This is a genomic window from Aliiroseovarius marinus (assembly GCF_004360145.1).
Classification (GTDB): Bacteria; Pseudomonadota; Alphaproteobacteria; order Rhodobacterales; family Rhodobacteraceae; genus Aliiroseovarius; species Aliiroseovarius marinus.
Genome location: NZ_ML178716.1, coordinates 26,118 through 46,625, shown reverse-complemented (window position 1 = coordinate 46,625; position 20,508 = coordinate 26,118). Strand labels below are relative to the sequence as shown.

The 20,508-nt window shown below is 58.7% G+C and carries 20 protein-coding genes and 2 pseudogenes; 13 read left to right on the top strand and 9 right to left on the bottom strand.

The features are described 5' to 3' along the window. Positions 1 to 9 precede the first annotated feature (9 nt). The 4 genes and pseudogenes from EOL43_RS07540 (at position 10) to EOL43_RS07520 (ending at position 1,812) form a co-directional block, all read left to right on the top strand. Positions 10 to 539 (top strand): annotated as a pseudogene (locus EOL43_RS07540) (IS6 family transposase). Positions 540 to 613: 74 nt separating this feature from the next. Continuing rightward, positions 614 to 964 (top strand): annotated as a pseudogene (locus tag EOL43_RS07535) (IS6 family transposase); the annotation flags it as partial. 176 nt (positions 965 to 1,140) lie between these two features. After that, positions 1,141 to 1,299, top strand: coding sequence for a hypothetical protein (locus tag EOL43_RS07525; protein ID WP_133487151.1), 159 nt, complete (start codon positions 1,141 to 1,143; stop codon positions 1,297 to 1,299). Positions 1,300 to 1,527: 228 nt separating this feature from the next. Beyond that, the gene (locus EOL43_RS07520; protein ID WP_133487149.1) at positions 1,528 to 1,812 is read left to right on the top strand and encodes a DUF2218 domain-containing protein; all 285 of its coding nucleotides are present in this window, start codon (positions 1,528 to 1,530) and stop codon (positions 1,810 to 1,812) included. A 69-nt stretch (positions 1,813 to 1,881) separates the two neighbouring features. Here EOL43_RS07520 and EOL43_RS07515 read toward each other — a convergent pair whose 3' ends face one another. After that, positions 1,882 to 3,129 carry a cytochrome-c peroxidase gene (locus EOL43_RS07515; protein ID WP_240686493.1) on the bottom strand — a complete coding sequence of 416 codons (1,248 nt, stop codon included), beginning with the start codon at positions 3,127 to 3,129 and terminating at the stop codon, positions 1,882 to 1,884. A 63-nt stretch (positions 3,130 to 3,192) separates the two neighbouring features. Between EOL43_RS07515 and EOL43_RS07510 the strand changes: the two genes are divergently transcribed. Next, positions 3,193 to 3,684 (top strand): tetratricopeptide repeat protein, encoded by a 492-nt coding sequence (locus EOL43_RS07510; RefSeq protein ID WP_133487147.1) that lies wholly within the window; start codon positions 3,193 to 3,195, stop codon positions 3,682 to 3,684. A 48-nt stretch (positions 3,685 to 3,732) separates the two neighbouring features. Here the strand turns inward: EOL43_RS07510 and EOL43_RS07505 are convergent, their stop codons facing one another. From EOL43_RS07505 to EOL43_RS07480, 6 genes are read right to left on the bottom strand one after another with little or no spacing between them, the layout of a single operon-like run. Next, complete coding sequence (locus EOL43_RS07505) at positions 3,733 to 4,791, bottom strand: TRAP transporter substrate-binding protein (protein ID WP_133487145.1); 1,059 nt, start codon at positions 4,789 to 4,791, stop codon at positions 3,733 to 3,735. A 35-nt stretch (positions 4,792 to 4,826) separates the two neighbouring features. Continuing rightward, the gene (locus EOL43_RS07500; protein WP_133487143.1) at positions 4,827 to 6,296 is read right to left on the bottom strand and encodes a TRAP transporter large permease; all 1,470 of its coding nucleotides are present in this window, start codon (positions 6,294 to 6,296) and stop codon (positions 4,827 to 4,829) included. Next, positions 6,296 to 6,886 carry a TRAP transporter small permease gene (locus EOL43_RS07495; protein ID WP_133487141.1) on the bottom strand — a complete coding sequence of 197 codons (591 nt, stop codon included), beginning with the start codon at positions 6,884 to 6,886 and terminating at the stop codon, positions 6,296 to 6,298. Before EOL43_RS07495 ends, EOL43_RS07500 begins: the two co-directional genes overlap by 1 nt. 57 nt (positions 6,887 to 6,943) lie before the next feature. After that, positions 6,944 to 7,468, bottom strand: a complete 525-nt coding sequence (locus EOL43_RS07490; protein ID WP_133487442.1) for a flavin reductase family protein — start codon at positions 7,466 to 7,468, stop codon at positions 6,944 to 6,946. Then, positions 7,468 to 8,358: an aldo/keto reductase gene (locus EOL43_RS07485; RefSeq protein WP_133487139.1), complete on the bottom strand. Its 891-nt coding sequence runs from the start codon at positions 8,356 to 8,358 to the stop codon at positions 7,468 to 7,470. The genes EOL43_RS07490 and EOL43_RS07485 overlap by 1 nt, the downstream gene beginning before the upstream one ends. Further along, positions 8,358 to 9,512 (bottom strand): LLM class flavin-dependent oxidoreductase, encoded by a 1,155-nt coding sequence (locus EOL43_RS07480; RefSeq protein ID WP_133487138.1) that lies wholly within the window; start codon positions 9,510 to 9,512, stop codon positions 8,358 to 8,360. The genes EOL43_RS07485 and EOL43_RS07480 overlap by 1 nt, the downstream gene beginning before the upstream one ends. A gap of 90 nt (positions 9,513 to 9,602) precedes the next feature. On the opposite strand from EOL43_RS07480, the gene EOL43_RS07475 reads away from it, so the two are divergent. The 3 genes from EOL43_RS07475 to EOL43_RS07465 all read left to right on the top strand — a co-directional run bounded on the left by EOL43_RS07475 (position 9,603) and on the right by EOL43_RS07465 (position 12,496). Next, the gene (locus EOL43_RS07475; protein WP_133487136.1) at positions 9,603 to 10,313 is read left to right on the top strand and encodes a GntR family transcriptional regulator; all 711 of its coding nucleotides are present in this window, start codon (positions 9,603 to 9,605) and stop codon (positions 10,311 to 10,313) included. Between the two features lie 8 nt (positions 10,314 to 10,321). Next, positions 10,322 to 11,428, top strand: coding sequence for a Gfo/Idh/MocA family protein (locus EOL43_RS07470; protein WP_133487134.1), 1,107 nt, complete (start codon positions 10,322 to 10,324; stop codon positions 11,426 to 11,428). Positions 11,429 to 11,662: 234 nt separating this feature from the next. After that, positions 11,663 to 12,496 (top strand): bifunctional allantoicase/(S)-ureidoglycine aminohydrolase, encoded by an 834-nt coding sequence (locus EOL43_RS07465; RefSeq protein ID WP_133487132.1) that lies wholly within the window; start codon positions 11,663 to 11,665, stop codon positions 12,494 to 12,496. A 3-nt stretch (positions 12,497 to 12,499) separates the two neighbouring features. On the opposite strand, the gene bhcR is transcribed toward EOL43_RS07465, so the two are convergent. Further along, on the bottom strand, positions 12,500 to 13,345 hold the full coding sequence (bhcR, locus tag EOL43_RS07460) for an HTH-type transcriptional regulator BhcR (RefSeq protein ID WP_133487130.1): 846 nt from the start codon (positions 13,343 to 13,345) through the stop codon (positions 12,500 to 12,502). A gap of 167 nt (positions 13,346 to 13,512) precedes the next feature. On the opposite strand from bhcR, the gene bhcA reads away from it, so the two are divergent. From bhcA to bhcD, 4 genes are all read left to right on the top strand, one after another. Beyond that, entirely contained in the window at positions 13,513 to 14,706 is a 1,194-nt protein-coding gene (gene bhcA / locus EOL43_RS07455) for an L-aspartate--glyoxylate aminotransferase BhcA (protein ID WP_133487128.1), read from the top strand. Continuing rightward, positions 14,703 to 15,668, top strand: coding sequence for a beta-hydroxyaspartate dehydratase BhcB (gene bhcB / locus EOL43_RS07450; protein ID WP_133487126.1), 966 nt, complete (start codon positions 14,703 to 14,705; stop codon positions 15,666 to 15,668). Before bhcA ends, bhcB begins: the two co-directional genes overlap by 4 nt. A gap of 12 nt (positions 15,669 to 15,680) precedes the next feature. After that, a complete protein-coding gene (gene bhcC / locus EOL43_RS07445) occupies positions 15,681 to 16,844 on the top strand; it encodes a 3-hydroxy-D-aspartate aldolase BhcC (protein WP_133487124.1) in 1,164 nt (387 codons plus the stop codon). A 90-nt stretch (positions 16,845 to 16,934) separates the two neighbouring features. Further along, positions 16,935 to 17,900 (top strand): iminosuccinate reductase BhcD, encoded by a 966-nt coding sequence (gene bhcD / locus EOL43_RS07440; protein WP_133487122.1) that lies wholly within the window; start codon positions 16,935 to 16,937, stop codon positions 17,898 to 17,900. A 51-nt stretch (positions 17,901 to 17,951) separates the two neighbouring features. On the opposite strand, the gene EOL43_RS07435 is transcribed toward bhcD, so the two are convergent. Then, the gene (locus EOL43_RS07435) at positions 17,952 to 18,872 is read right to left on the bottom strand and encodes a LysR family transcriptional regulator (RefSeq protein WP_133487120.1); all 921 of its coding nucleotides are present in this window, start codon (positions 18,870 to 18,872) and stop codon (positions 17,952 to 17,954) included. Positions 18,873 to 19,040: 168 nt separating this feature from the next. Here EOL43_RS07435 and xdhA point away from each other — a divergent pair, with 168 nt between their 5' ends. Continuing rightward, a complete protein-coding gene (gene xdhA / locus EOL43_RS07430; protein ID WP_133487118.1) occupies positions 19,041 to 20,504 on the top strand; it encodes a xanthine dehydrogenase small subunit in 1,464 nt (487 codons plus the stop codon). Positions 20,505 to 20,508 lie beyond the last annotated feature (4 nt).

Sequence of the window (20,508 nt, the reverse complement as noted above, 5' to 3'; positions counted from 1 at the left end):
CCTCCCGCCGTGACCAAACACGACCCTTTCAAATATTTCAAAACCAGCCCAGAGATCATCAAGCTTGCAGTGATGATGTATGTTCAGTTTCCACTTTCACTGCGGAATGTGGAGGACCTGCTGCACGAGCGTGGCATCGATATCAGCCACGAAACCGTGAGATATTGGTGGAACAGATTTGGGCCGTTGTTCGCGTCAGAGATCCGGAGAAAGCGATGAAACGATACGGCGAGCCAAAGGTGGTCGTCACCGATCGCCTAAGGTCCTACGGGGCTGCGATGCGGGAGATTGGCAATGCGGAGAAGCAGGTCACTGGGCGCTATTTGAACAACCGGATTGAGAACTCTCATCTCCCGTTTCGACGACGAGAACGCGCCATGTCGCGTTTCAGGCGCATGTGAAGTTTACAGAAACTCGTAGCCGTCCACGCCTCCATATTTAACCACTTCAATCATGAGCGGTGCCTGTCAAATAGAGATCAATTCAAGCTCAACCGAACCACCGCTCTGACCGAGTGGCGCGGTCTCTGTGCTGCATAAAGGACAGTCGTGTTGTCCTAGCTGAGACTGGTTCGAATTCGTCTGAGAGCACAGGCCGAAGCTTAAATCGGGATATCCGGTTTCCACTCTCGCTTCGAAATGTGGAAGTCCTTCTGAACGAGCACGGGATCGAGGTAAGTCACGAAACCATCTGTTTTTGGTGGAACCGATTTGGTCCGTTGTTTGCCGCTGAGATCCGGAAGCACCGGAACCAACAACTCCGCTCCTTCTCACAATGGCAGTGGCACCTGGACGAAGTGTTTGTGTAGATCAACGGCGAGCGACATTACTTGTAGCGAGCGATCGATCACGAAGGGGAGGTGTTGGAAAGCTACGTGACGAAGCGCCGAGACAAGCGTGCAGCCTTTAAATTCTTGATGAAAGCGATGAAACGATACGGTCAGCCTAGTTTGTATGTATCTGACAGCACAGTTCTACTCAATCTCGATCGTTCTAAGAGCGGCGTTCAGGGCGTCGCGGGCGAACCCGGCAGCGGATTTGTACTTGGCCATAAACTCGGCGCGTTCGTCGGCGGGGATGACGTCGTCGATGTTCTCGAAAACCCCGCCACAACCCGGAAGAACTGACCAAGATCTCGCGCATGGAACTGGTCGAGAAGGCCGGTGCACAGGGGACAGAATTCCTGATGTGGATGATGATGCGCGGCGCGCTGGGTGACAACATCACCGAGATCACGCGGAACTATCACATTCCGATCTCGAACACCGGCGCAGGCACGCTACTTTTGGAATGTGCCTAAGATTATGAACTCTGCGGGCCCGTTGTGTAGTGCGATGGGCCCAATATCGCTTTGCTGCCGGGATCTGATGAAGCCAGCCAACGAGGGCAGGGCGCAGATTTGGTATTTGGATGTGCTCTATCCTTGTCCTTGCCGCTCAAGCTGAAACGCTAAAATGTCCGCTCAATGGTGATGCTCATTGCCTAGATGCCCCTGTTAAACGGAAACGCCCATCCAAGGGAGGTGACGATGTCAAATTCTTCAGAAACTCTGGTCGCAACCGAGAATGCCAGCAGTTATCTGCAACGCTTGTGTAAGCATTTCGGACATAAAACCGAGGTGACGTTTACGCCTGAGACGGGCACCATCGCATTCGAATTTGGTACGGCTGATCTACGGACAGAGGCCGAAGGGTTGGTCATGACTGCTCGGGCGGAAACGGATGAAAACCTAGAGAGGTTGAAGCGTGTTCTCGCCAAGCATTTGGAGCGTTTTGCGTTTCGCGAAGAGCTAGAAGTCGATTGGCTGGATTGAACCTAGCAATAGGGGGCCGTGTCAGGTGAAACTAACTTGAGACGGGTTCGAACTCGTCAGCCAACACCTTCACCGGTCTATATCCAATCCGCTGGGAACCTGTTCTGGAATTCGGCTGTTTCCAGATTTTGCTGCCGATCCAGTCAGGCTCTCCAAGAACGCGACAAGGGCCGCGATATCACTGTCGTTTCGTGATGCAATGTGGATATCGCGCGCGTGGGCTTGTCGCTCCATCTCGATCCGGTCTTGCTGGATGACAAAATCAATGTCGCTCAGCCATGGCACGTCGGGCAGAGTCAGATCGCCCGGAGACCATGCAAGGCGTGCGGCTTCGGGCGTCATGTGGTGGCGTATCATCCGCTCCAATGTTGGATAGGCTCCGTTATGCCCATACGGCGCGGTCAGTGCCACGTTGCGCAGCATCGGCGTGCGGAAGCGATAGGCGTCTTTCAGATCATCGGTCTCGCCCATCCGGCCCACGTCACGTGCATAGGGATCGAATTTTCGCGTCCGACCCGGACCAAAGGCTGGCAACCCCAGAGCGTGAAATTGCTGATCCGAAAACAACGGGCCTGAATGGCAACTGCTGCAACCTACATCACCAAAGAACAGCTCCATCCCCTTGCGTTGTTGGTCAGTCAAAGCTGTCTCGTTGCCCGCCAGATAGGCATCAAACGAACTGTCAAACGAGGTGAAATCCTGGACCATGAAATGCGCCAAGGCCTCGGCGATTTGGGTGATTGAGACTTCTTCCGAGGTATCAACCTCGTCGAAGGCGGCGACGAACCTGTCCCCATAGGCAGGGATCGTCCGCACCCGCTTTGCGATGATTGGCCAAGCTGCATCTATCCGGTCACGGGTCGCGCCGATCACCTCGTTCTCGCCGACATTTCCGGCCATCTCGATGCTAGAGGTCATGGGGAACAACGCCTGCGCTGCGATCAGCGATTCCAGCCCGTCAGGCAGCCATTCCTCGGCGGGGGTGTTGAATCCGTTGCCATAGATCGGATCAACGCTGATCCGGCCGTCATGCATCAATACACTGATGGATTTTGCGCCAATGTTCCACAACGCTGGTGCATTGCGTGGTACGCGCTTGACGATCCGGTCTAATCCGGTGCCCGACACCCGATCCGGCCCCAACCCTAATCCGCCTTCGCCCAGCCCCAAGGACAATCCGTCGGAAGTTCCAAACGCAGGATGATGGCAGGTTCCGCAGCTAATATTTCTGTTCCCGGACAGTATCTTGTCGTAAAATAGCAGCCGACCAAGCTCGGCCTTTTGGGTGTCGACCTCCATGAAGTCATCAAGCGTCAAGGGGGCGGGCAGAACGGGCGTATCGGCAAGGGCTGGGACCGCCAGAAGCAGGAAGGATAACAGATGCGACAGACCCCGAAATCCTTTGTTTTGGCTGCGGCGCTGACGTTGTCCGCAATACTTCCGGCGCGCGCCGAGATCGAAGCCGCGCGCGATCTGATGGAAGCCGGGGAGTTTGAAGCCGCCCGTGACGCGCTGTGGCCCGCCGCCCGGTCCGGCAATGCCGACGCGGAAGAGCTGATCGGCGTGATGTATGCGATGGGGCTGGGGGTCGAGCGCGACGACCAACGTGCATTTGAGTGGTATCTGCGCAGTTCGATGAAGGGCCATCCCGGTGCGCAATCGGGTGTCGGTTGGTACTATGAAATCGGGCGCGGCATGCCCGCTCCGGATCTGGTGCGCGCTTATATGTGGTACACGCTTTCGGCCATTGGTGGCGACCCCGACGCGGCGATCAGCCTTGAAGAGGTTGTGAAGAAGATGACCAAAGAAGAGATCGAAAAAGCGCATATTCTGGTCGAGGATTACCGCGTCTGGATGTATCCGTTCCGGTAAGCCCCAGACGGAAAAACGGCGCGAGGTCAGCCCCCGCGCCGATTGAGTTTAGTTCAGATCGGCGTCACGCGCACCGTTCACGTCAGCCTCGGCTGCGGCAACGGCATCGGTCAGCGCGGTGAACACCTCGTCCCCACGGGCCACGTTCGACTTGAACCAGTCATAGACCGGCGATGCAGCCTGTTTGAACGCGTCCTTCTCGGCTGGGGTCGGAACGTAAAGGTCTCCACCACCGGCGACGAAATCCTCATAGGCTTGGATCGACTTGCGCTTGGGCGAGGCAAAGGTGGCCTGCTGCAAGGCATAGAACCCATCTACCACCACGCGGCGCATATCTTCCGGCATTGCCATGAACTTCTGGTTCGACATCCACCACAGCGCGCCCATATAGGCGTGGCCGTCTAGAGTGACATACTGCAGACCCGCATCCGGGAACTTCATGCCCATGATGTCGGTGATCCCGTTTTTCGAGCCTTCCACAACGCCCGTCTGGAAGCTGGTGAACAGTTCCGGCCACGGGATCGGCGTGGGCGACGCACCAAGGGCTTTCACAAGTTCTTGCGGCAGGTCGGCGACCACGGTGCGGATCTTCAGGCCTGCCATGTCGGCAGGTGCGGCCACGCGGCGTTGCGTGTTGGCAAAGTTGCGCCAGCCACCAGTGTTGCCGATGGTCATCAGACGGATCGCATCGCCCGAATCCTCCAGCGCCATCGCCCGCATCTTGCGAGTGAAGTCGCCCGACAGCACGTGCTCGGCGATCCGGTCATCTGCCATCAGATAGGGCAGGTCCAGCACCTGCACATAGGGGAACAGGCCCGACGCGCCGCCTGAAGTCGAGATGTAGACATCAATCGATCCATCCGCGACGCCTTGCAGACACTCGGCCCCGTTCGAGCACAGCTGGGTGCCGATGAACAGCTCGACCTCGATCGCGCCGTTTGATGCGGACTCGACGTAGTTTTTGAAGACGACCAGACCGTCATAGTCTTCGTCGTTTTCGTTCGAGTTCGCCGTCGCGCGGATCGTGTAATCCGCCGCAACAGCCGTCAGCGCCGAGCCAGCCACCAAGGCCGACAGCGCCACCGTCTTTGCCAGTTTCATGATCATGCGTGTTTCCTCCTGTTGCACATGTTTGTTTTTTATCAGTTTAAGAACCCGGTAATCCGGGGGATGGTCAGCGAGATTGCGGGCACGAAGGTGATCAGGAAGATCACCGCGATCTCGACCGCCAAGAACGGCAGAATGGCTTTCGCGATGGTGGTCACCCTCTCGTGCGAAACGGACGCGGCGACGAACAACACCAGCCCCATCGGCGGCGTGGCCAGACCCACGGTCAGGTTCACACACATGATGATCGCGAAGTGGACGGGCTCGACGCCGAGGCCTGCAAAGACCGGGGCCAGAATGGGGCCAAGGATGATGATTGCGGGTCCTGCGTCCAAGAACATCCCGACGATGAACAGCAGCAGGTTGATCAGGAACAACAGGATCAACGGGTTTTCCGACAGGGTCAGAATGAACTGAGCCAGAATTTCAGGTGCGTGGCTTAGGCTGACCACCGTTTTGAACGACATGGCCGCGCCGACTAGCAATAGGACAACGGCAGAGGTGATGCCCGCACGGGTGAAAACCTCGGGCAGGTCTTTCAGCTTCATCGTGCGCAGGACCATGAACCCGACAAGCAGGGCATAGGCCACGGCGACGGCAGCAGCCTCGGTCGGGGTGAAGACGCCAGCCAGAATGCCGCCAAGGATCAGGATCGGGGTTTGCAGCGGCACAACGGCGCGTTTGCAGACGATGCGGAAGTCGTGGCTAACGATGCGGCGCAGGCCCAGCATCAGACCATGCGCCAGCAGAACCGCGCCTAAGAAGACCAGCCATTTTGACAAGGCAGTGTCTTGGGCAGGTACGAGTTGCGCCAGCAACAGCCCAAGGTTCAGACGCACCAGCACGAAGGAAAACCAGCTTTCCAACGCGCTGATTTCCACATGCTCGAATGTCACGCGGCGCGCGGCGGGCAGGTCGTATTTATCGGCCATGACGCGGACCATGATCATCAGCCCTACACCGACCAACACACCCGGCACGATGCCGGCAAGGAACAGCGCCGCAACGCTTTCGCCCATCACATAGGCATAGATGATCATGATGCCCGAGGGCGGGATGATCGGGCCGATGACCGAACTTGCAGCGGTAACAGCGGCGGCGAAACGGCGCGAATAGCCTTCGCGCTCCATCGCTGGGATCAGCATCGACCCCAGCGCCGAAGTGTCGGCAACGGCGGACCCGGACAGCCCGGCAAAAAGGATGGACGACAGGATGTTCACTTGCGCCAATCCACCCCGCAGATGCCCCATCAAGGCTTGCGAGAACTCGACCAGTCGCACGGTGATCCCGCCCCGGTTCATCAGCTCGCCCGCCAGCATGAAGAACGGGATCGCCATCAGTGGGAAACTATCCATCCCGTTATAAAGGTTGCGATACAGCAGCGTGATGTCGCGTTCTTGCCCGTTCAGCCATAGAAGCGCGCCCGGTGCGGCCAGAAGACAGAAAAAGACCGGCAGGCCGACCAGAAGAAGGAACAGGAAGAGGGGAAGGAACCAGATCAACATCACTCGGCCCCTCCCATCTCAAGGCCGGGCCGCGCGGGAAGTTGATCGCCATAGCCCAAAAGACGGACAAAACGTTCGAGCAGAAGTTCGATGTTCACCAAGATCAGCATCGCGATCCCGATCAGAATGGACAGCATCATCCAGCTGCGCGGAATGCGGTACCACTCGTCAAAGCCAAGCGACATCGGGATATAAAGCGATGCCGTCGCAAAGCGACCACCAAGCCCCGTGACCTCTTTATAGCCGATCTGCACGCCGACAATCAGGACCGTCAGGCTGATCAAAAGAAGGATGAACTGCAGCACGTGCATGGCTTTGCCCTGGATTACCGCGTCGATGAAATCGATTGCCACGAACCCGCCGCTGCGAAAGGCCGAGGGCGCCATCAATCCCGTCATCCACAGCATGAAAAAGCGCGCCGCTTCGTCTGGCCACGGCAGCGCGTTGCCTAAAACATAGCGGAAGAACACCTGAATCAGGATCGCGATCACCATCACGGCAATGGCAAACACGCCCACCCAACGCCCGACTGCAAGCAGTCCGGTGTTTAGTGGACGCAACAGATCCAAGACAGCAAAGACTGCCTTCATCGCGCTTCTCTCCTCCTGTTGTGCATCCCGACCTCCTTCGGGATGCGTGCCCCGCGCTTATTGTTTTGCGGCGGCGATTTGGCCCATCTGGCCTTTGTAGAATGTCAAAGCATCTCCATCTTCGCGCATGGTTGCGCGGTCAACATGGCCAAGAACGATCGCGTGATCGCCCCCTTCGTAAATGGCCGAACGTGTGCATTCGAACCGGGCCAGGCAGTTTTCAAGCACCGGTACGCCCCAGTCGTTCACGTGATGATCGACCGACGCCAGACCGAACGCATCTTTCGCAACCGTCCAGCACAGGTCGTCCTGCTCGGCCGACAGCACGTGGATGGCATAGTGATCTGCGCGCTCGAAATGCGGAAACCGGCGCGAGTTCTTGTCGGGCGACCACAACACCAAAGGCGGGGTCAGCGACACAGAAGAAAAGCTGTTGGCGGTGATCGCCACCGGCCCCTGATCCGAGGCGGCAGTAACGATGGTCACGCCGGTGGCAAAGCGCCCAAAGGCGTCGCGCAGCAGGCGGGTGTTATTGGGATCGGGCACAAAGCTGAGCTTCCCTCCGACCGAGTGTGCGGACATCATGGGACCTCCTTGCCGAGAGCGGCTTCGTAAAGGGTGAACCAGGTTTCGCGATCCAAGTTAACCTTGGTCGCATCGGAGATCGTTTTGATACGCTCCAGATTATTGGTGCCCAGCACCGGTAGGATGCGGGCCGGGTGGCGCAGCAGGAACGCGATGGCCACGGCCGCGCGATCGACACCTTGGTCGGCGGCGATCCGGTCCAGACGTTCGGCCAGTTGGCCCGTGCCGGTCATCAAGCTGCCCCCACCAAGCGGAGACCACGCCATGACCGAGTGAGCATTTTGCTGATGGAACGCCAGATCCCCGTTTGTGAAGGGGGCGATCTCGGCCAGCGAGATTTCGATCTGGTTGGTGGCTAGCGGGGTTTTCATCGCCGATTGCAGAAGCTGCCAGTCCCATGGACGGAAGTTCGACACGCCCACGGCGCGCACCTTGCCAGAGGTGACCAGATCATCCAGCGCCGCGCCGGTTTCATTGTGATCCATCAAAGGATCGGGGCGGTGGATCAGCAGAAGATCCACGTGATCAACGCCCATCTCGGTCAGGGACCGATCCACCGACGCCTCGATATGGGCACGCGACGTGTCATAGTATTTGACCGGCTTGTCGGCATACATCCCGATGGGCGCGACGATATCGCATTTCGTCACGATCTCGATCTGATTGCGCAGGGCCGGGTTGGCCTTCAAAGCACCGCCCAACACGGCCTCGGCACCGTAGTCGCCATAGATGTCGGCCTGATCAATCGTGGTGATCCCCTGATCCAGACAGGCTTGGATCTTGGCCTCGACATAAGCGGGCGAGGTGTCGGCATCGTCAGCCACGCGCCACATGCCGTAAACAAGGTGGCTGAAGCTCAGCCCATTTGCGATCTCGACGCGATCCATCAGCGACGTTCTCCGATACCTAAGGGGGTTTGAGGGGTCGAGGTCGGCACGCGCCCATAGGCATGCGGCAGCGACACAGTGTTTAGATGGGGCATGACTCGGGCGCCGAAATGTTTGGCCTCGTCGATATGCGGGTAGCCCGACAATACGAAGGCGCGCATGCCCATTTTCTGATAGGCTTCCAGCTTGGACAAAACCTGATCCGTCGATCCAACCAGCGCCGCGCCACAGCCTGACCGCGCACGACCCACACCCGTCCACAGATGGGGTTCGATAAACCCATCATCATCGGCGACATCACGGTTCTTTGCCTGATGCGACACGCCCAAAGACTTCGCATCCAGCGCCCGCTCGCGGATCGCACGGCCCTGTTCGTCGTCCAGCTTGGACACGATATAGTCCGCGTATTCACGCGCCTCGGCTTCGGTATCGCGGACAATGACATGCACGCGCAGACCATAGTCCAGCGTTCGGCCATAGCGCTCGGCCACCGCGTTCACGGCCTTCATCCGGCCTTCCAGCTCGTCCATCTTTTCGGGCCACATCAGATAGACGTCGCAATGCTGCCCGCACAGTTCCAGCGCATCCGGGGAATAGCCGCCAAAATACAAAAGTGGCCCGCCGGTTTGATAGGGGATCGCAGGATCGGTGGTCAGACCTTCGAAGTTATAGACCTCGCCAGTGTGGTTGATCTCGCCCTGCGTCCACGCCTGCTTCAGGATCTCGACCACTTCGCGCGAGCGCTGATACCGAAAGCTGCTATCGGCTTTTTCACCCGGGAAATCGGACGAGATGATGTTCACCGTCAGGCGCCCTTCCAGCATGTGGTCGAGCGTCGCCAATGTGCGGGCCAGCATGATGGGCTGCATCTCTCCGCAGCGTACAGCGGCCAGCAGATTGATCTTGTCGGTGATCGGGGCGCAGCCCGCAACGAAGCTTAGCGTGTCTTGCCCGACCTGGTACGAGGACGGGCAGAGGATGTTCCGAAATCCCTGTGCTTCGGCTTCCTTCACGATGTTCGAGCAATGCGCCCAAGACGACCGCAGATCGCCATCCGGCACGCCCAGAAACTGATAATCGTCCGAACACAATGCGGCAAACCACGAGACTTCAACAGCATCCAGATCAGCGGATGTCACCGGCACGACGGTCATCGAGTTCCTCCCAAAATCTCGTTTTCCTTAACACTTGAATAAACTGTGATTTGATGTAGATCAATGGTGTATCAATTTTTGGGATGATCCATGTCTAATCCAGACCTCAGCAGTTCGGCCCTGCCGCTCTATCTTCAGATCAGCGAAACCCTGATCCGCGAGATTGCCGCAGGCCGACTGGTCGATGGCGAACGCCTGCCGCCTGAACGCGAGCTGGCACGGCAGTACGGAACAACCGTGCGTACATTGCGCAAATCGCTGTCCGAGCTTGAACAACAAGGCATGTTGGAACGTATTCAAGGGTCAGGAAACTATGTGCGTGCCACCCAAAGCGGGCGCAGCGTCTATTCGATGTTTCGCCTTGAGCTTCCGGGTGGGGGTGGGTTGCCCACAGCGGACATCTTGTCGGTGCATGACATGGAGAAGCCCGGCGACCTGCCAGACTTCGGAACCTCGAATCGCGGAACACGGATTCGCAGGCTGCGGTACTTGGACGACATCGTGATCGCAGTGGAAGAGATCTGGCTGGATGGCGATGCGGGGCGGGTCGACCCTGCGAAACTGTCTGAATCGCTCTATCACTACTATCAAAAGCAGTTGGGTTTCTGGATCCGCCGCGCCGAGGACCGCGTTTCGATCGGCGTGGTTCCAGACTGGGCACCGGATGCATTCAGAAAATCCGCTGGCACCACGGTCGGCTATATCGAGCGCCTCAGCTGGTCGCAGGATCGCGCCCCGGTCGAGTTCTCGCGCACGTGGTTCGACCCCGATCAATCTATCTATATCCAACGCCTCACCTAGGAGACACCATGACCAAACCCACCACTTACGGGATCATCGGCTGCGGCATGATGGGTCAAGAGCATCTGCGCAACATCGCCCTTCTGCCCAACACGCAGGTCGGCGCCATATTCGAGCCCAACGCCCAGATGCGTGCAGAGAGTGCACGTTTCGCGCCGGATGCGGTGTTCGTTGACAGTCTGGACGATCTTCTGGCCATCGAGACACTGGACTGCCTTCTGATCGCCAGCCCGAATTTCTGCCATGTCGACCAGCTGGACATGATCGCCAAGACGCGCGCGCTTCCGATCCTCGTCGAGAAACCGCTTTACACCGAACCGCAGGATCTGGCCCGGATCAATGCCTTCGCGGCGTCCTATCCCGCCCCGGTCTGGGTAGCGATGGAGTACCGCTATATGCCGCCCGTCGCCGCGTTTCTCGAGCAAGCCAGCGAAGCGACCGGCGGGATCAAGATGCTGACCATCCGCGAACATCGCTTCCCATTCCTTGAAAAGGTTGATGACTGGAACCGCTTCAACGCCAAATCCGGGGGGACGTTTGTCGAGAAGTGTTGCCACTTCTTTGACCTGATGCGTTTGACGCTTGGATCAGAACCCGTGCGCGTGATGGCGTCGGGCGGGCAGGATGCGAACCATCTGGACGAAAGCTATGACGGACAGGTGCCGGACATTCTGGACAACGGATATGTCATCGTTGATTTCGAGAACGGCGCGCGTGCGATGCTGGAACTGTGCATGTTCGCAGAAGGGGCCGAGTACCAGGAAGAGATCGCGGCCGTCGGCCCGAAGGGCAAGATCGAAGCGCTGGTTCCCGGCCCGGGACGCTTCTGGCCCGAACATCTGGGCGCGGCCCCAACGCCCAAACTGATCCTGTCCCCGCGTGACCCCAAGGGTCCGGTGGAACAGGACATTCCCGTAGATCCCGACATCTTGGACGCAGGCTACCACAACGGATCAACATTTTATCAGCACAAGTATTTTCTGGAGCTGGTGCGTGGCGACCGTTCAGCGCCCGAGGTCAGCCTGACCGATGGCAAGCAGGCTGTTCTAATGGGCATCGCCGCGCAAAAATCTATCTCGGAAAAGCGATCGGTCGAAATGTCAGAGATCATTTGAAGGGTTCGTCATGCTGGCCTGGCTGAGACTGGCTGGAAACTGTCTGGCAGTACACTAAAGCCTGCGGATGTGTGAAATGCACGCAAACGAGACATCCTAGAGCCCGATCGCGCGGTTTCGCTCAAGACCCCCTTTTTCAAAAAATCCCCCAAAGTGCTGTTGTCGGATTAAGGGTGGTGAGGTCAGGGCTTCCCAAGCATAGTTTTGAAAACGATAGGTTATTTCGGAGCACTCATGAGCACACAATATTACGCACCGCACGGGGGACTTCCCGCTCAGACCCAGCTTCTGACCGATCGAGCCGTTTTTACGGATGCGTATGCCGTGATCCCTAAGGGGGTGATGCAGGATATTGTAACCAGCTTCTTGCCCTTCTGGACAGGCACACGGCTTTGGGTGCTGTCGCGTCCGCTCAGCGGTTTTGCCGAGACCTTCTCGCAATACATCATGGAGGTTCAGCCGGGTGGCGGCTCTGATCGCCCCGAGGATGATCCAGACGCGCAAGCTGTGTTGTTCGTGGTCGAAGGCGCCGCAACGTTGGAAATCGCAGGTGAGGTTCACGAGCTGACGCCGGGCGGCTATGCGTATCTGCCGCCATCTGAGCAGTGGACGCTGCACAACAAAGGCGACGAGGTTCTGCGGTTCCACTGGATCCGCAAGGCCTATCAGCGGGTCGAGGGACTGGACGCGCCTGATGTGTTGATCCTGAACGAAAAGGATGTCGCGCCCACGCCGATGCCGGACACGGATGGCACATGGGCCACGACGCGGTTTGTCGACCCAAATGACCTGCGGCATGACATGCATGTGACGATCGTGACCTTCGAGCCGGGCGGGGTGATCCCGTTTCTGGAAACCCATGTGATGGAGCACGGGCTGTACGTGCTGGAAGGCAAGGCGGCCTATCGCCTGAATCAAGATTGGGTCGAGGTTGAGGCTGGAGATTTCATGTGGTTGCGCGCGTTCTGTCCGCAGGCCTGTTATGCGGGCGGGCCGGGTCGGTTCCGGTATCTGCTCTACAAGGATGTAAACCGCCACATGCCGTTGCGGCTGGGTGGCGGTCACTAAGCGTCAGAGCGTCTGGGGTGCGATCCCACCGATGGCTTCGGTCAGGCGGAGTGATGCGTCTATGACGGCGCGACTTAAGCGCTCGGTTTGGTCTTGACCAACGCGGCTGGTGGGGCCGGACACCGAAATACCAGCGACGACCTCGCCGTTCATGTCAAACACAGGCGCCGCGATGCACCGCATCCCGGCGTTTTTCTCCTCATTGTCGATGGAGTATCCACGCGTGCGGATCTGATCTAGGTCCGCACGAAGTTCTTCTGCTGTCGTGATCGTGTGCTCGGTGAAGGTCTCGAAAGTTGCGGCATCGAGTACCCGGTTCAACCTGTCCTCATCCATATAGGCCAACACCGCCTTGCCAATTCCCGACGAGTGCATTGGCGACAAAGACCCAGGGGGGAAGAAAGCTCGGATGTTGGCGTGAGTCTCGACTTGGCTTAGAAACAGGACGGACCCTTCTTTCTCGATGCCCAGGTTCGCTGTTTCGCCGGTGGCTTCCATCAGCTTGCGCAGAATGGGACGGGCCCGGTCGACAAGGCTGGTGCGCCGTAGAAAACGCGCGCCGATGACAAAGGCGCGGGCGCCGATGAACCAGACCTGTTCGACAGTGTCGAACTCCACAAGCCCGCGCGTCTCAAGCGTTACCAGAACCCGATAGACGGTCGCGGGCGACTGCCCCATTTCCTCGGCAATCACGGACAGGGGTTTGCCCTGCGCTTCGCTGAGATGTTCAAACACCTCCATCGCGCGATCAAGCGATTTGATCGTGTTCTGAGCGGTTTTGTCATGCCAGTCACGGGGGCGTCCGCGGGCCTTACGGGTGGGCGAAATGCCGTCTTTTTGAGATTCCATAAAAACCCTCGCATTTTAAGTGAAAAATAAATTCACAATATGAAAAAGTCAATGGATTGAAAAATAATATAAATATCGCCCTGTTGAGAAAATGAAAAACGATTTCAAAAAAATATCCCTCGAAATGGACGCCCGATATTGTGGCTTCAATGACGAAGGAGAACCCCATGAGTTTTCAGAACCCCGTTTTCATTCCGGGCCCGACCAACATCCCCGAAAGCCTGCGCAAGGCGTCCGACATGCCGACGATCGACCATCGTTCGCCGCTGTTCGGTCAAATCCTGCATCCGGCGCGCGCAGGTGTTAAGAAGATCTTGAAAAGCCAATCGGCCGAGGTCTTCATTTTCCCCTCCAGCGGCACGGGCGGTTGGGAAACGGCCCTGACCAACACGCTGTCCGCGGGTGACAAGATCCTTGCGGCGCGCAACGGCATGTTCTCGCATCGCTGGATCGACATGTGTCAGCGTCACGGGCTGGAGGTCACCATTGTGGAAACCCCGTGGGGTGAAGGTATTCCCGCAGATCGCTATGAGGATATCCTGACCGCCGACAAAGGTCACGAGATCAAAGCGGTTCTGGCGACGCATAACGAAACCGCCACCGGCGTGAAGTCTGACATTGCCGCGGTGCGCCGCGCACTGGACGCCGCAGGCCACCCGGCGCTGCTGTTCGTCGATGGCGTAAGCTCGATCGCGTCGATGGATTTCCGTTTTGACGAATGGGGCGTTGATGTGGCTGTGACCGGGTCGCAGAAGGGCTTCATGCTGCCCGCCGGTCTGGCCATCGTGGGGTTCAGCCCCAAGGCGATGGAGGCGACCAAGACCGGCACGCTGCCGCGCACCTTCTTTGACGTGCACGACATGGCGAAGGGCTATGCCAATAACGCCTATCCCTACACGCCCGCAGTTGGGCTGATGAACGGCCTGAACGAAGCATGCAAAATGCTTTTGGACGAAGGGTTGGAGAATGTCTTTGCCCGGCACAACCGCATTGCAGAAGGTGTACGCGCCGCCGTGGGCGCGTGGGGGTTGGAGCTGTGTGCGGCGTCGCCTGACGTGTACTCGGACACGGTCAGCGCCATTCGCACGCCTGCACATTTCAATGCCACGGACATCGTCACCTTGGCGGCCGAAAAATACGGCGTCGCCTTTGGGGTCGGGCTGGGCGAGGTCGCCGGCAAAGTATTCCGCATCGGCCATCTGGGCAGCATGACCGACGTTATGGCCCTGTCAGGCATCGCGACGGCCGAGATGTGCATGGTCGACCTTGGCTTGGACATCACGCTGGGTCTCGGGGTTGCGACCGCGCAGGAATATTATCGCGGAAGTGCCGCCATGAGCCAGCAAGAGGCTGCGGAATGAAGGATGCGCCGATGTATATCCCGACCTTTGACGACATGCTGGAGGCGCATGCGCGCATCCAGCCCTATATCCGCCGCACGCCGGTTCGGACCTCGGATTACCTGAACGAACTGACCGGGGCCGAGCTGTTCTTCAAATGCGAGAACTTTCAAGAACCGGGGGCGTTTAAAGTCCGTGGTGCCTCGAACGCGGTGTTTGGGCTGGACGAGGAACAGGCGGCCAAGGGTGTCGCCACCCATTCGTCAGGCAACCATGCCTCGTGCCTGTCTTACGCCGCGATGAAGCGGGGCATTCCCTGCAACGTGGTCATGCCGCGCACCGCGCCGCAGGCCAAGAAAGACACGGTGCGTCGATACGGGGGCAAGATCACGGAATGTGAGCCGTCGACCTCGTCGCGCGAAGAAACCTTTGCGCGTGTGCAGGCCGAAACTGGTGGGGATTTCGTGCATCCCTATAACGACCACCGGGTGATCGCGGGGCAGGGCACTTGCGCGCGCGAGTTTATCGAGCAGACCGACGGTCTGGATGCAGTCGTTGCGCCCATCGGGGGCGGCGGCATGATCTCGGGCACCTGCCTGACGCTGTCGACGCTGGCCCCAGAGACGCAAGTGATCGCAGCCGAGCCTGAGCAGGCGGATGACGCCTATCGCAGCTTCAAGGCAGGCTACATCATCGCGGATGACGCACCCAAAACCATCGCGGATGGGTTGCTGGTGCCGCTGAAGGACCTGACCTGGCACTTCGTGTCGAACCATGTGAGCGAAATCTACACTGCGTCAGACCCGGAGATCATCGACGCGATGAAGCTGATTTGGAAGCACCTGCGCGTGGTTATGGAGCCGTCCAGTGCCGTACCGCTCGCCACCATCTTGAAGAATCCCGACGCGTTCAAAGGCAAGCGCGTGGGCCTGATTATCACCGGCGGCAATGTCGATCTCGACCGCCTGCCGTGGACTCTGTGAAGGAGAATGACAATGAACGCAGTGACCAATTTCGATAACCTTATCGTTGGCTTTGACGTTCCGGCCTTGCCGGGCATAGACGAGGCTGACATCCAGACCCCGGCGCTTGTGCTGGATCTGGACGCCCTGGAGCGCAACATCAAGAAGATGGGCGACTATGCCAAGGCGCATGGGATGCGCCACCGGGTGCATGGCAAGATGCACAAGTCCGTGGATGTGGCCAAGCTGCAGGAAAAACTGGGCGGCGCAGTTGGCGTCTGCTGTCAGAAAGTCTCTGAAGCCGAGGTGTTCGTGCGCGGCGGGATCAAAGACGTTCTTGTGTCGAACCAAGTGCGCGATCCGCTGAAGATCGACCGTCTCGCGCAGCTGCCGAAGCTGGGCAGCCGGATCATCGTCTGTGTCGATGATCTGGACAATGTGGCCGACCTTTCGGTGGCCGCGCAGAAGCACGGCACCGAACTTGAAACCTTCATCGAGATCGACTGTGGCGCTGGTCGCTGCGGTGTGAATTCGACCGCGGATGTGATCGAGATTGCTAAGGCGATTAACGCCGCCGACAACCTGAAGTTCACCGGTATTCAGGCCTATCAGGGCGCGATGCAGCACCTCGATACCTATGAGGCGCGCAAAGAGAAGTTGGATATCGCCATCGGCCTGGTGAAAGCCGCGGTGGACGGCCTGAAGGCGGAAGGTATCGACTGCGAGCTGGTCTCGGGCGGGGGCACGGGCTCCTATTATTTCGAGTCGAACTCGGGCGTGTATAACGAGCTGCAGTGCGGGTCCTACGCGTTCATGGATGCGGATTACGGGCGCATTCTGGACAAGGATGGTAACCGGATCGACCAAGGTGAATGGGAGAACGCGTTCTTCATCCTGACCTCGGTGATGAGCCACACCAAGGCCGACAAGGCCATCGTAGATGCGGGCCTGAAGGCGCAGTCGATCGATAGCGGTCTGCCCGTGGTCTTTGGGCGTGATGATGTCGAATACATCAAATGCTCGGATGAACATGGCGTGGTGTCTGATCCGGACGGTGCTCTGAAAGTGAACGACAAACTGCGCCTTGTGCCTGGCCACTGCGACCCAACCGCCAACGTCCATGATTGGTATGTCGGCGTGCGGAACGGCAAGGTCGAAACCCTCTGGCCGGTCTCGGCGCGCGGTAAGGCGTTTTAAGGAACCTCTGAGGTTGGTCCGGCGACGGGCCTAACCCTCCTGAACTGGGTGGAGCGTCACGCTCCACCCGCTTTTTCAAAGGACACAGACATGTATATCGTTCCAGAACGCGAGATTGCGGGCCTGATGACCCGCGAGGCCGCCTTTAGCGCGGTGGAGCAAGTTTTCGCGGCGATGGCGTCGGGCGACGCCTATAATTTCCCGGTGATCCGCGAGGCGATTGGCCATGAGGATGCGCTTTACGGCTTTAAGGGCGGGTTCGATCAGGCCGGGCTGACTTTGGGGCTAAAGGCGGGCGGTTACTGGCCCCACAATCTGGAAAAGCGCGGGCTGATCAATCACCAATCCACCGTGTTTCTGTTTGACCCGGACACCGGCAAGGCCAAGGCGATGGTGGGGGGGAACCTGTTGACCGCCCTACGTACCGCTGCCGCGTCTTCGGTGTCGATCAAACACCTTGCGCGAGACGATGCGAAGGTGATTGGCATGATCGGCGCGGGTCATCAGGCGACGTTCCAGCTGCGCGCCGCGCTTGAGCAGCGCTCGTTTGAAAAGGTGATTGGCTGGAACCTGCATCCTGAGATGCTGCCGAACCTCGAAAAGGTTGCCAGTGAGGCTGGCTTGCCCTTCGAGGCGGTCGAGCTGGATGGCATGACCGAGGCTGATGTGATCATCTCGATCACGTCTTCCTTCGACGCCATCCTTGGGGCAGGCCAAGTCAGCCCCGGCACGCATATTGCCTGCATGGGGACCGACACGAAGGGCAAGCAAGAGGTTGATCCGCAGCTTCTGGTCAAGGCCGACGTCTTCACCGATGAGGTGGCGCAGTCCATTTCGATTGGCGAGGCTCAGCACGCCGTGGGGCAAGGACTGATCCTGGAAAGCGACGTGGCGCAGATCGGCGCGGTGATCAACGGGACGAACCCGGGGCGGAGCTCGGACGATCAGATCACGCTGTTTGATGGCACAGGCGTTGGGCTGCAGGACCTTGCCGTAGCGGCGTCGGTCGTGGAGCTTGCCATCGAAAAAGGTATCGCCATCGAAGTCGATTTCTGATCAGACGCACATCACAAAACAGCGCCCGCCCGGTTCCCCGTGGCGGGCGTTTTACGTTGTGCGCGCGGTGTTTGCCTTCAGCAGTTCCAATCCACGGCGCGCTACAAAATCGACAAGCAGGCGGATCTTCGGATCTTGCAGTTTCTTGTGGGGGTACAGGCACCCGAACATGGACGGCATGGGGCGGGCATTGGGCAAGATCTCTACCAATCGACCCGATTGTAGATGCTCGGCCACTTCAAAGAGCGGCTTGTTCACGATTCCGCGCCCGTCCAGCGCCCAGTTCAGCAGCACATCGCTGTCATCCGCGTCATATTTTCCGGACACCTCGAACTTGCGATACCCAGCCTCAGTGTTAAGTGTCCAGAAATACTCGGGTGACCGGGGATAGCGCAGCAACAGGCAGTTGTGACCCTGTAGCAGGTCATCGGGATGCTGCGGCGTGCCCGCTTGTTCCAGATATCCGGGGGTCGCACAGAGCACACGCGTGCAGTCGGCGATTTTGCGCAGTTTCAGACTGCTGTCATGCGGCGTGCCAACGAAGAATGCCACGTCCAGACCGTCTGCAAGAATATCGACCTTGCGATCCGACATCCGCATCCGCACGTCAATATTCGGATTTCGATCCACAAACTCGGGCACCAATGGGGCAATGATCCGGCGCCCTGCCGCCATGGGCGCGGTCACCCGCACCGTGCCGCGCGGTGCGTCCGAAAAGCGCGCCACAACGCTTTCGGCCTCGTCCACCGTCTCCAGAATGCGCAGGGCTTCGGAATAGAACTGCTGGCCGACCTCAGTCGGGGTCAGCGACCGAGTCGTCCGATTGAACAGTCGAACCCCCAGATGTTTCTCAAGTTCCTTGATCCGTTTGCTGGCCACGGCTGGCGTCAAACGCAGGTCGCGCCCGCCCGAGGTAATGCTGCCCAGCTCGACCACGCGGCAGAAGACTCGCAGGCTTTCCATATAGGCCATTGGGGTTCCTAACTTTTCTCAAGGCACCATAGTGCCGCTGGCGCCCAGTATAGCCATTTTCAACGATCTGTTGAAAGTATTTCCCAAAACCTATCATTTTTCCGTGCAGTCATTCGCCGTAGTCTCACCTTCATACCCGCCCGCGCGGGACAGGTTTTGGGAGGCCTTATGACGTATCAAAGCACCATTCGCTTTCTTCTGAACGGACAGGAAAAGACCGTATCAAGCGTGAATGCCACGCTGACGCTTCTGGACTATCTGCGGCTTGAGGAACGTCTGACCGGCACCAAGGAAGGGTGTGCTGAAGGTGATTGCGGAGCTTGTACGGTCATGGTCGGGCGGCTCCAAAACGGTGTGCTGCACTATGAAACGGTGAATGCCTGCATCCGTTTTCTGGCGTCTTTGAATGGTTGCCACATCGTCACGATCGAACATCTCGCTGGCCCCAAGGGGCGGCTGCATCCGGTGCAGCAAGCGATGGTTGACTTCCACGGCAGTCAATGTGGTTTCTGTACCCCGGGCTTCGTCATGTCGCTTTACGCCCTGTGGATGGAGACCCCGCAGCCGACGGCCCATGAGGTCGAAACGGCCATTCAGGGAAACCTGTGCCGATGCACCGGGTATGAGCCCATCGTGAAGGCGGCGCTGGCCGTGAACCAGTATGGCACCCCGGCACATGATCATCTGAACACCGAGCGCGCGATGGTGACCGCGAAGCTGAGCGAACTTGCGCAGACTGCGCGCATTGAGACTGGCCCAGAAGATGATCGTGCGATCTTGCCGCTTGATGTCGCCGACTTCGCCGAGGTTCTGGCTGATAACCCCAAGGCGACCATCGTCGCTGGATCCACCGATGTGGGCCTGTGGGTGACAAAGTTCATGCGCCCGATCTCTCCGGTCGTGTTCATCACCCATCTGGCCGAGTTGAAATCCATCGAGATCACCGACGACGCGCTGACGATTGGCGCTGGTGTGACCTATAGCGAAAGCCAATCTGCGATCCGTCAGGCCTTCCCCCATCTCGGGGAATACTGGGACCGCATTGCCGGCTGGCAAGTGCGCAATATGGGGACAATTGGGGGCAATATCGCAAATGGCTCGCCCATCGGGGACACCCCGCCAGTTCTGATCGCTCTGGGCGCCGAAGTGACGCTGCAAAGCACCAAGGGCACGCGCGTTCTGCCGCTCGAGGACTTCTTCATCGACTACGGCAAACAGGACCGCAACGAGGGTGAGTTTGTCGCCAGCATCCGCATCCCCCGTGCCACGGCGACGCAGATTGATGCAGCCTATAAGATTTCGAAGCGTCGGGACGAGGATATCTCTTCCGTTGCCGCAGGGCTAAGCGTGTCGGTCGAGGATGGCATCATCACGGACGCCCGCATTGCGTTTGGCGGGATGGCTGCCACGCCGAAACGTGCGGTCGCCGCCGAGGCTGTGCTGGTAGGCCAGCCATGGAGCGCAGAGGTGTTCGACACGGCGGCCAAGGCGCTGGCGCAAGACTTCACACCCCTCACGGATTGGCGCGCGTCGGCAGAATACCGGCTGCTTGTGGCAGGCAACCTGCTGCGCCGCTTCCACCTTGAACATGACACCGCCAATGACGTGCCCGCACGTTTGGCGATTGCGTAAGGAG

Coding starts and splice junctions, on each gene's coding strand:
- bhcA (WP_133487128.1), top strand. CDS start 13,513: ATGAGTTTTCAGAACCCCGTTTTCATTCCGGGCCCGACCAACATCCCC.
- EOL43_RS07485 (WP_133487139.1), bottom strand. CDS start 8,358: ATGGATCGCGTCGAGATCGCAAATGGGCTGAGCTTCAGCCACCTTGTT.
- EOL43_RS07465 (WP_133487132.1), top strand. CDS start 11,663: ATGAGCACACAATATTACGCACCGCACGGGGGACTTCCCGCTCAGACC.
- EOL43_RS07520 (WP_133487149.1), top strand. CDS start 1,528: ATGTCAAATTCTTCAGAAACTCTGGTCGCAACCGAGAATGCCAGCAGT.
- bhcD (WP_133487122.1), top strand. CDS start 16,935: ATGTATATCGTTCCAGAACGCGAGATTGCGGGCCTGATGACCCGCGAG.
- EOL43_RS07510 (WP_133487147.1), top strand. CDS start 3,193: ATGCGACAGACCCCGAAATCCTTTGTTTTGGCTGCGGCGCTGACGTTG.
- EOL43_RS07500 (WP_133487143.1), bottom strand. CDS start 6,296: ATGTTGATCTGGTTCCTTCCCCTCTTCCTGTTCCTTCTTCTGGTCGGC.
- bhcB (WP_133487126.1), top strand. CDS start 14,703: ATGAAGGATGCGCCGATGTATATCCCGACCTTTGACGACATGCTGGAG.
- EOL43_RS07475 (WP_133487136.1), top strand. CDS start 9,603: ATGTCTAATCCAGACCTCAGCAGTTCGGCCCTGCCGCTCTATCTTCAG.
- EOL43_RS07480 (WP_133487138.1), bottom strand. CDS start 9,512: ATGACCGTCGTGCCGGTGACATCCGCTGATCTGGATGCTGTTGAAGTC.
- EOL43_RS07505 (WP_133487145.1), bottom strand. CDS start 4,791: ATGATCATGAAACTGGCAAAGACGGTGGCGCTGTCGGCCTTGGTGGCT.
- xdhA (WP_133487118.1), top strand. CDS start 19,041: ATGACGTATCAAAGCACCATTCGCTTTCTTCTGAACGGACAGGAAAAG.
- bhcR (WP_133487130.1), bottom strand. CDS start 13,345: ATGGAATCTCAAAAAGACGGCATTTCGCCCACCCGTAAGGCCCGCGGA.
- EOL43_RS07495 (WP_133487141.1), bottom strand. CDS start 6,886: ATGAAGGCAGTCTTTGCTGTCTTGGATCTGTTGCGTCCACTAAACACC.
- EOL43_RS07525 (WP_133487151.1), top strand. CDS start 1,141: ATGGAACTGGTCGAGAAGGCCGGTGCACAGGGGACAGAATTCCTGATG.
- bhcC (WP_133487124.1), top strand. CDS start 15,681: ATGAACGCAGTGACCAATTTCGATAACCTTATCGTTGGCTTTGACGTT.
- EOL43_RS07470 (WP_133487134.1), top strand. CDS start 10,322: ATGACCAAACCCACCACTTACGGGATCATCGGCTGCGGCATGATGGGT.
- EOL43_RS07490 (WP_133487442.1), bottom strand. CDS start 7,468: ATGTCCGCACACTCGGTCGGAGGGAAGCTCAGCTTTGTGCCCGATCCC.
- EOL43_RS07435 (WP_133487120.1), bottom strand. CDS start 18,872: ATGGCCTATATGGAAAGCCTGCGAGTCTTCTGCCGCGTGGTCGAGCTG.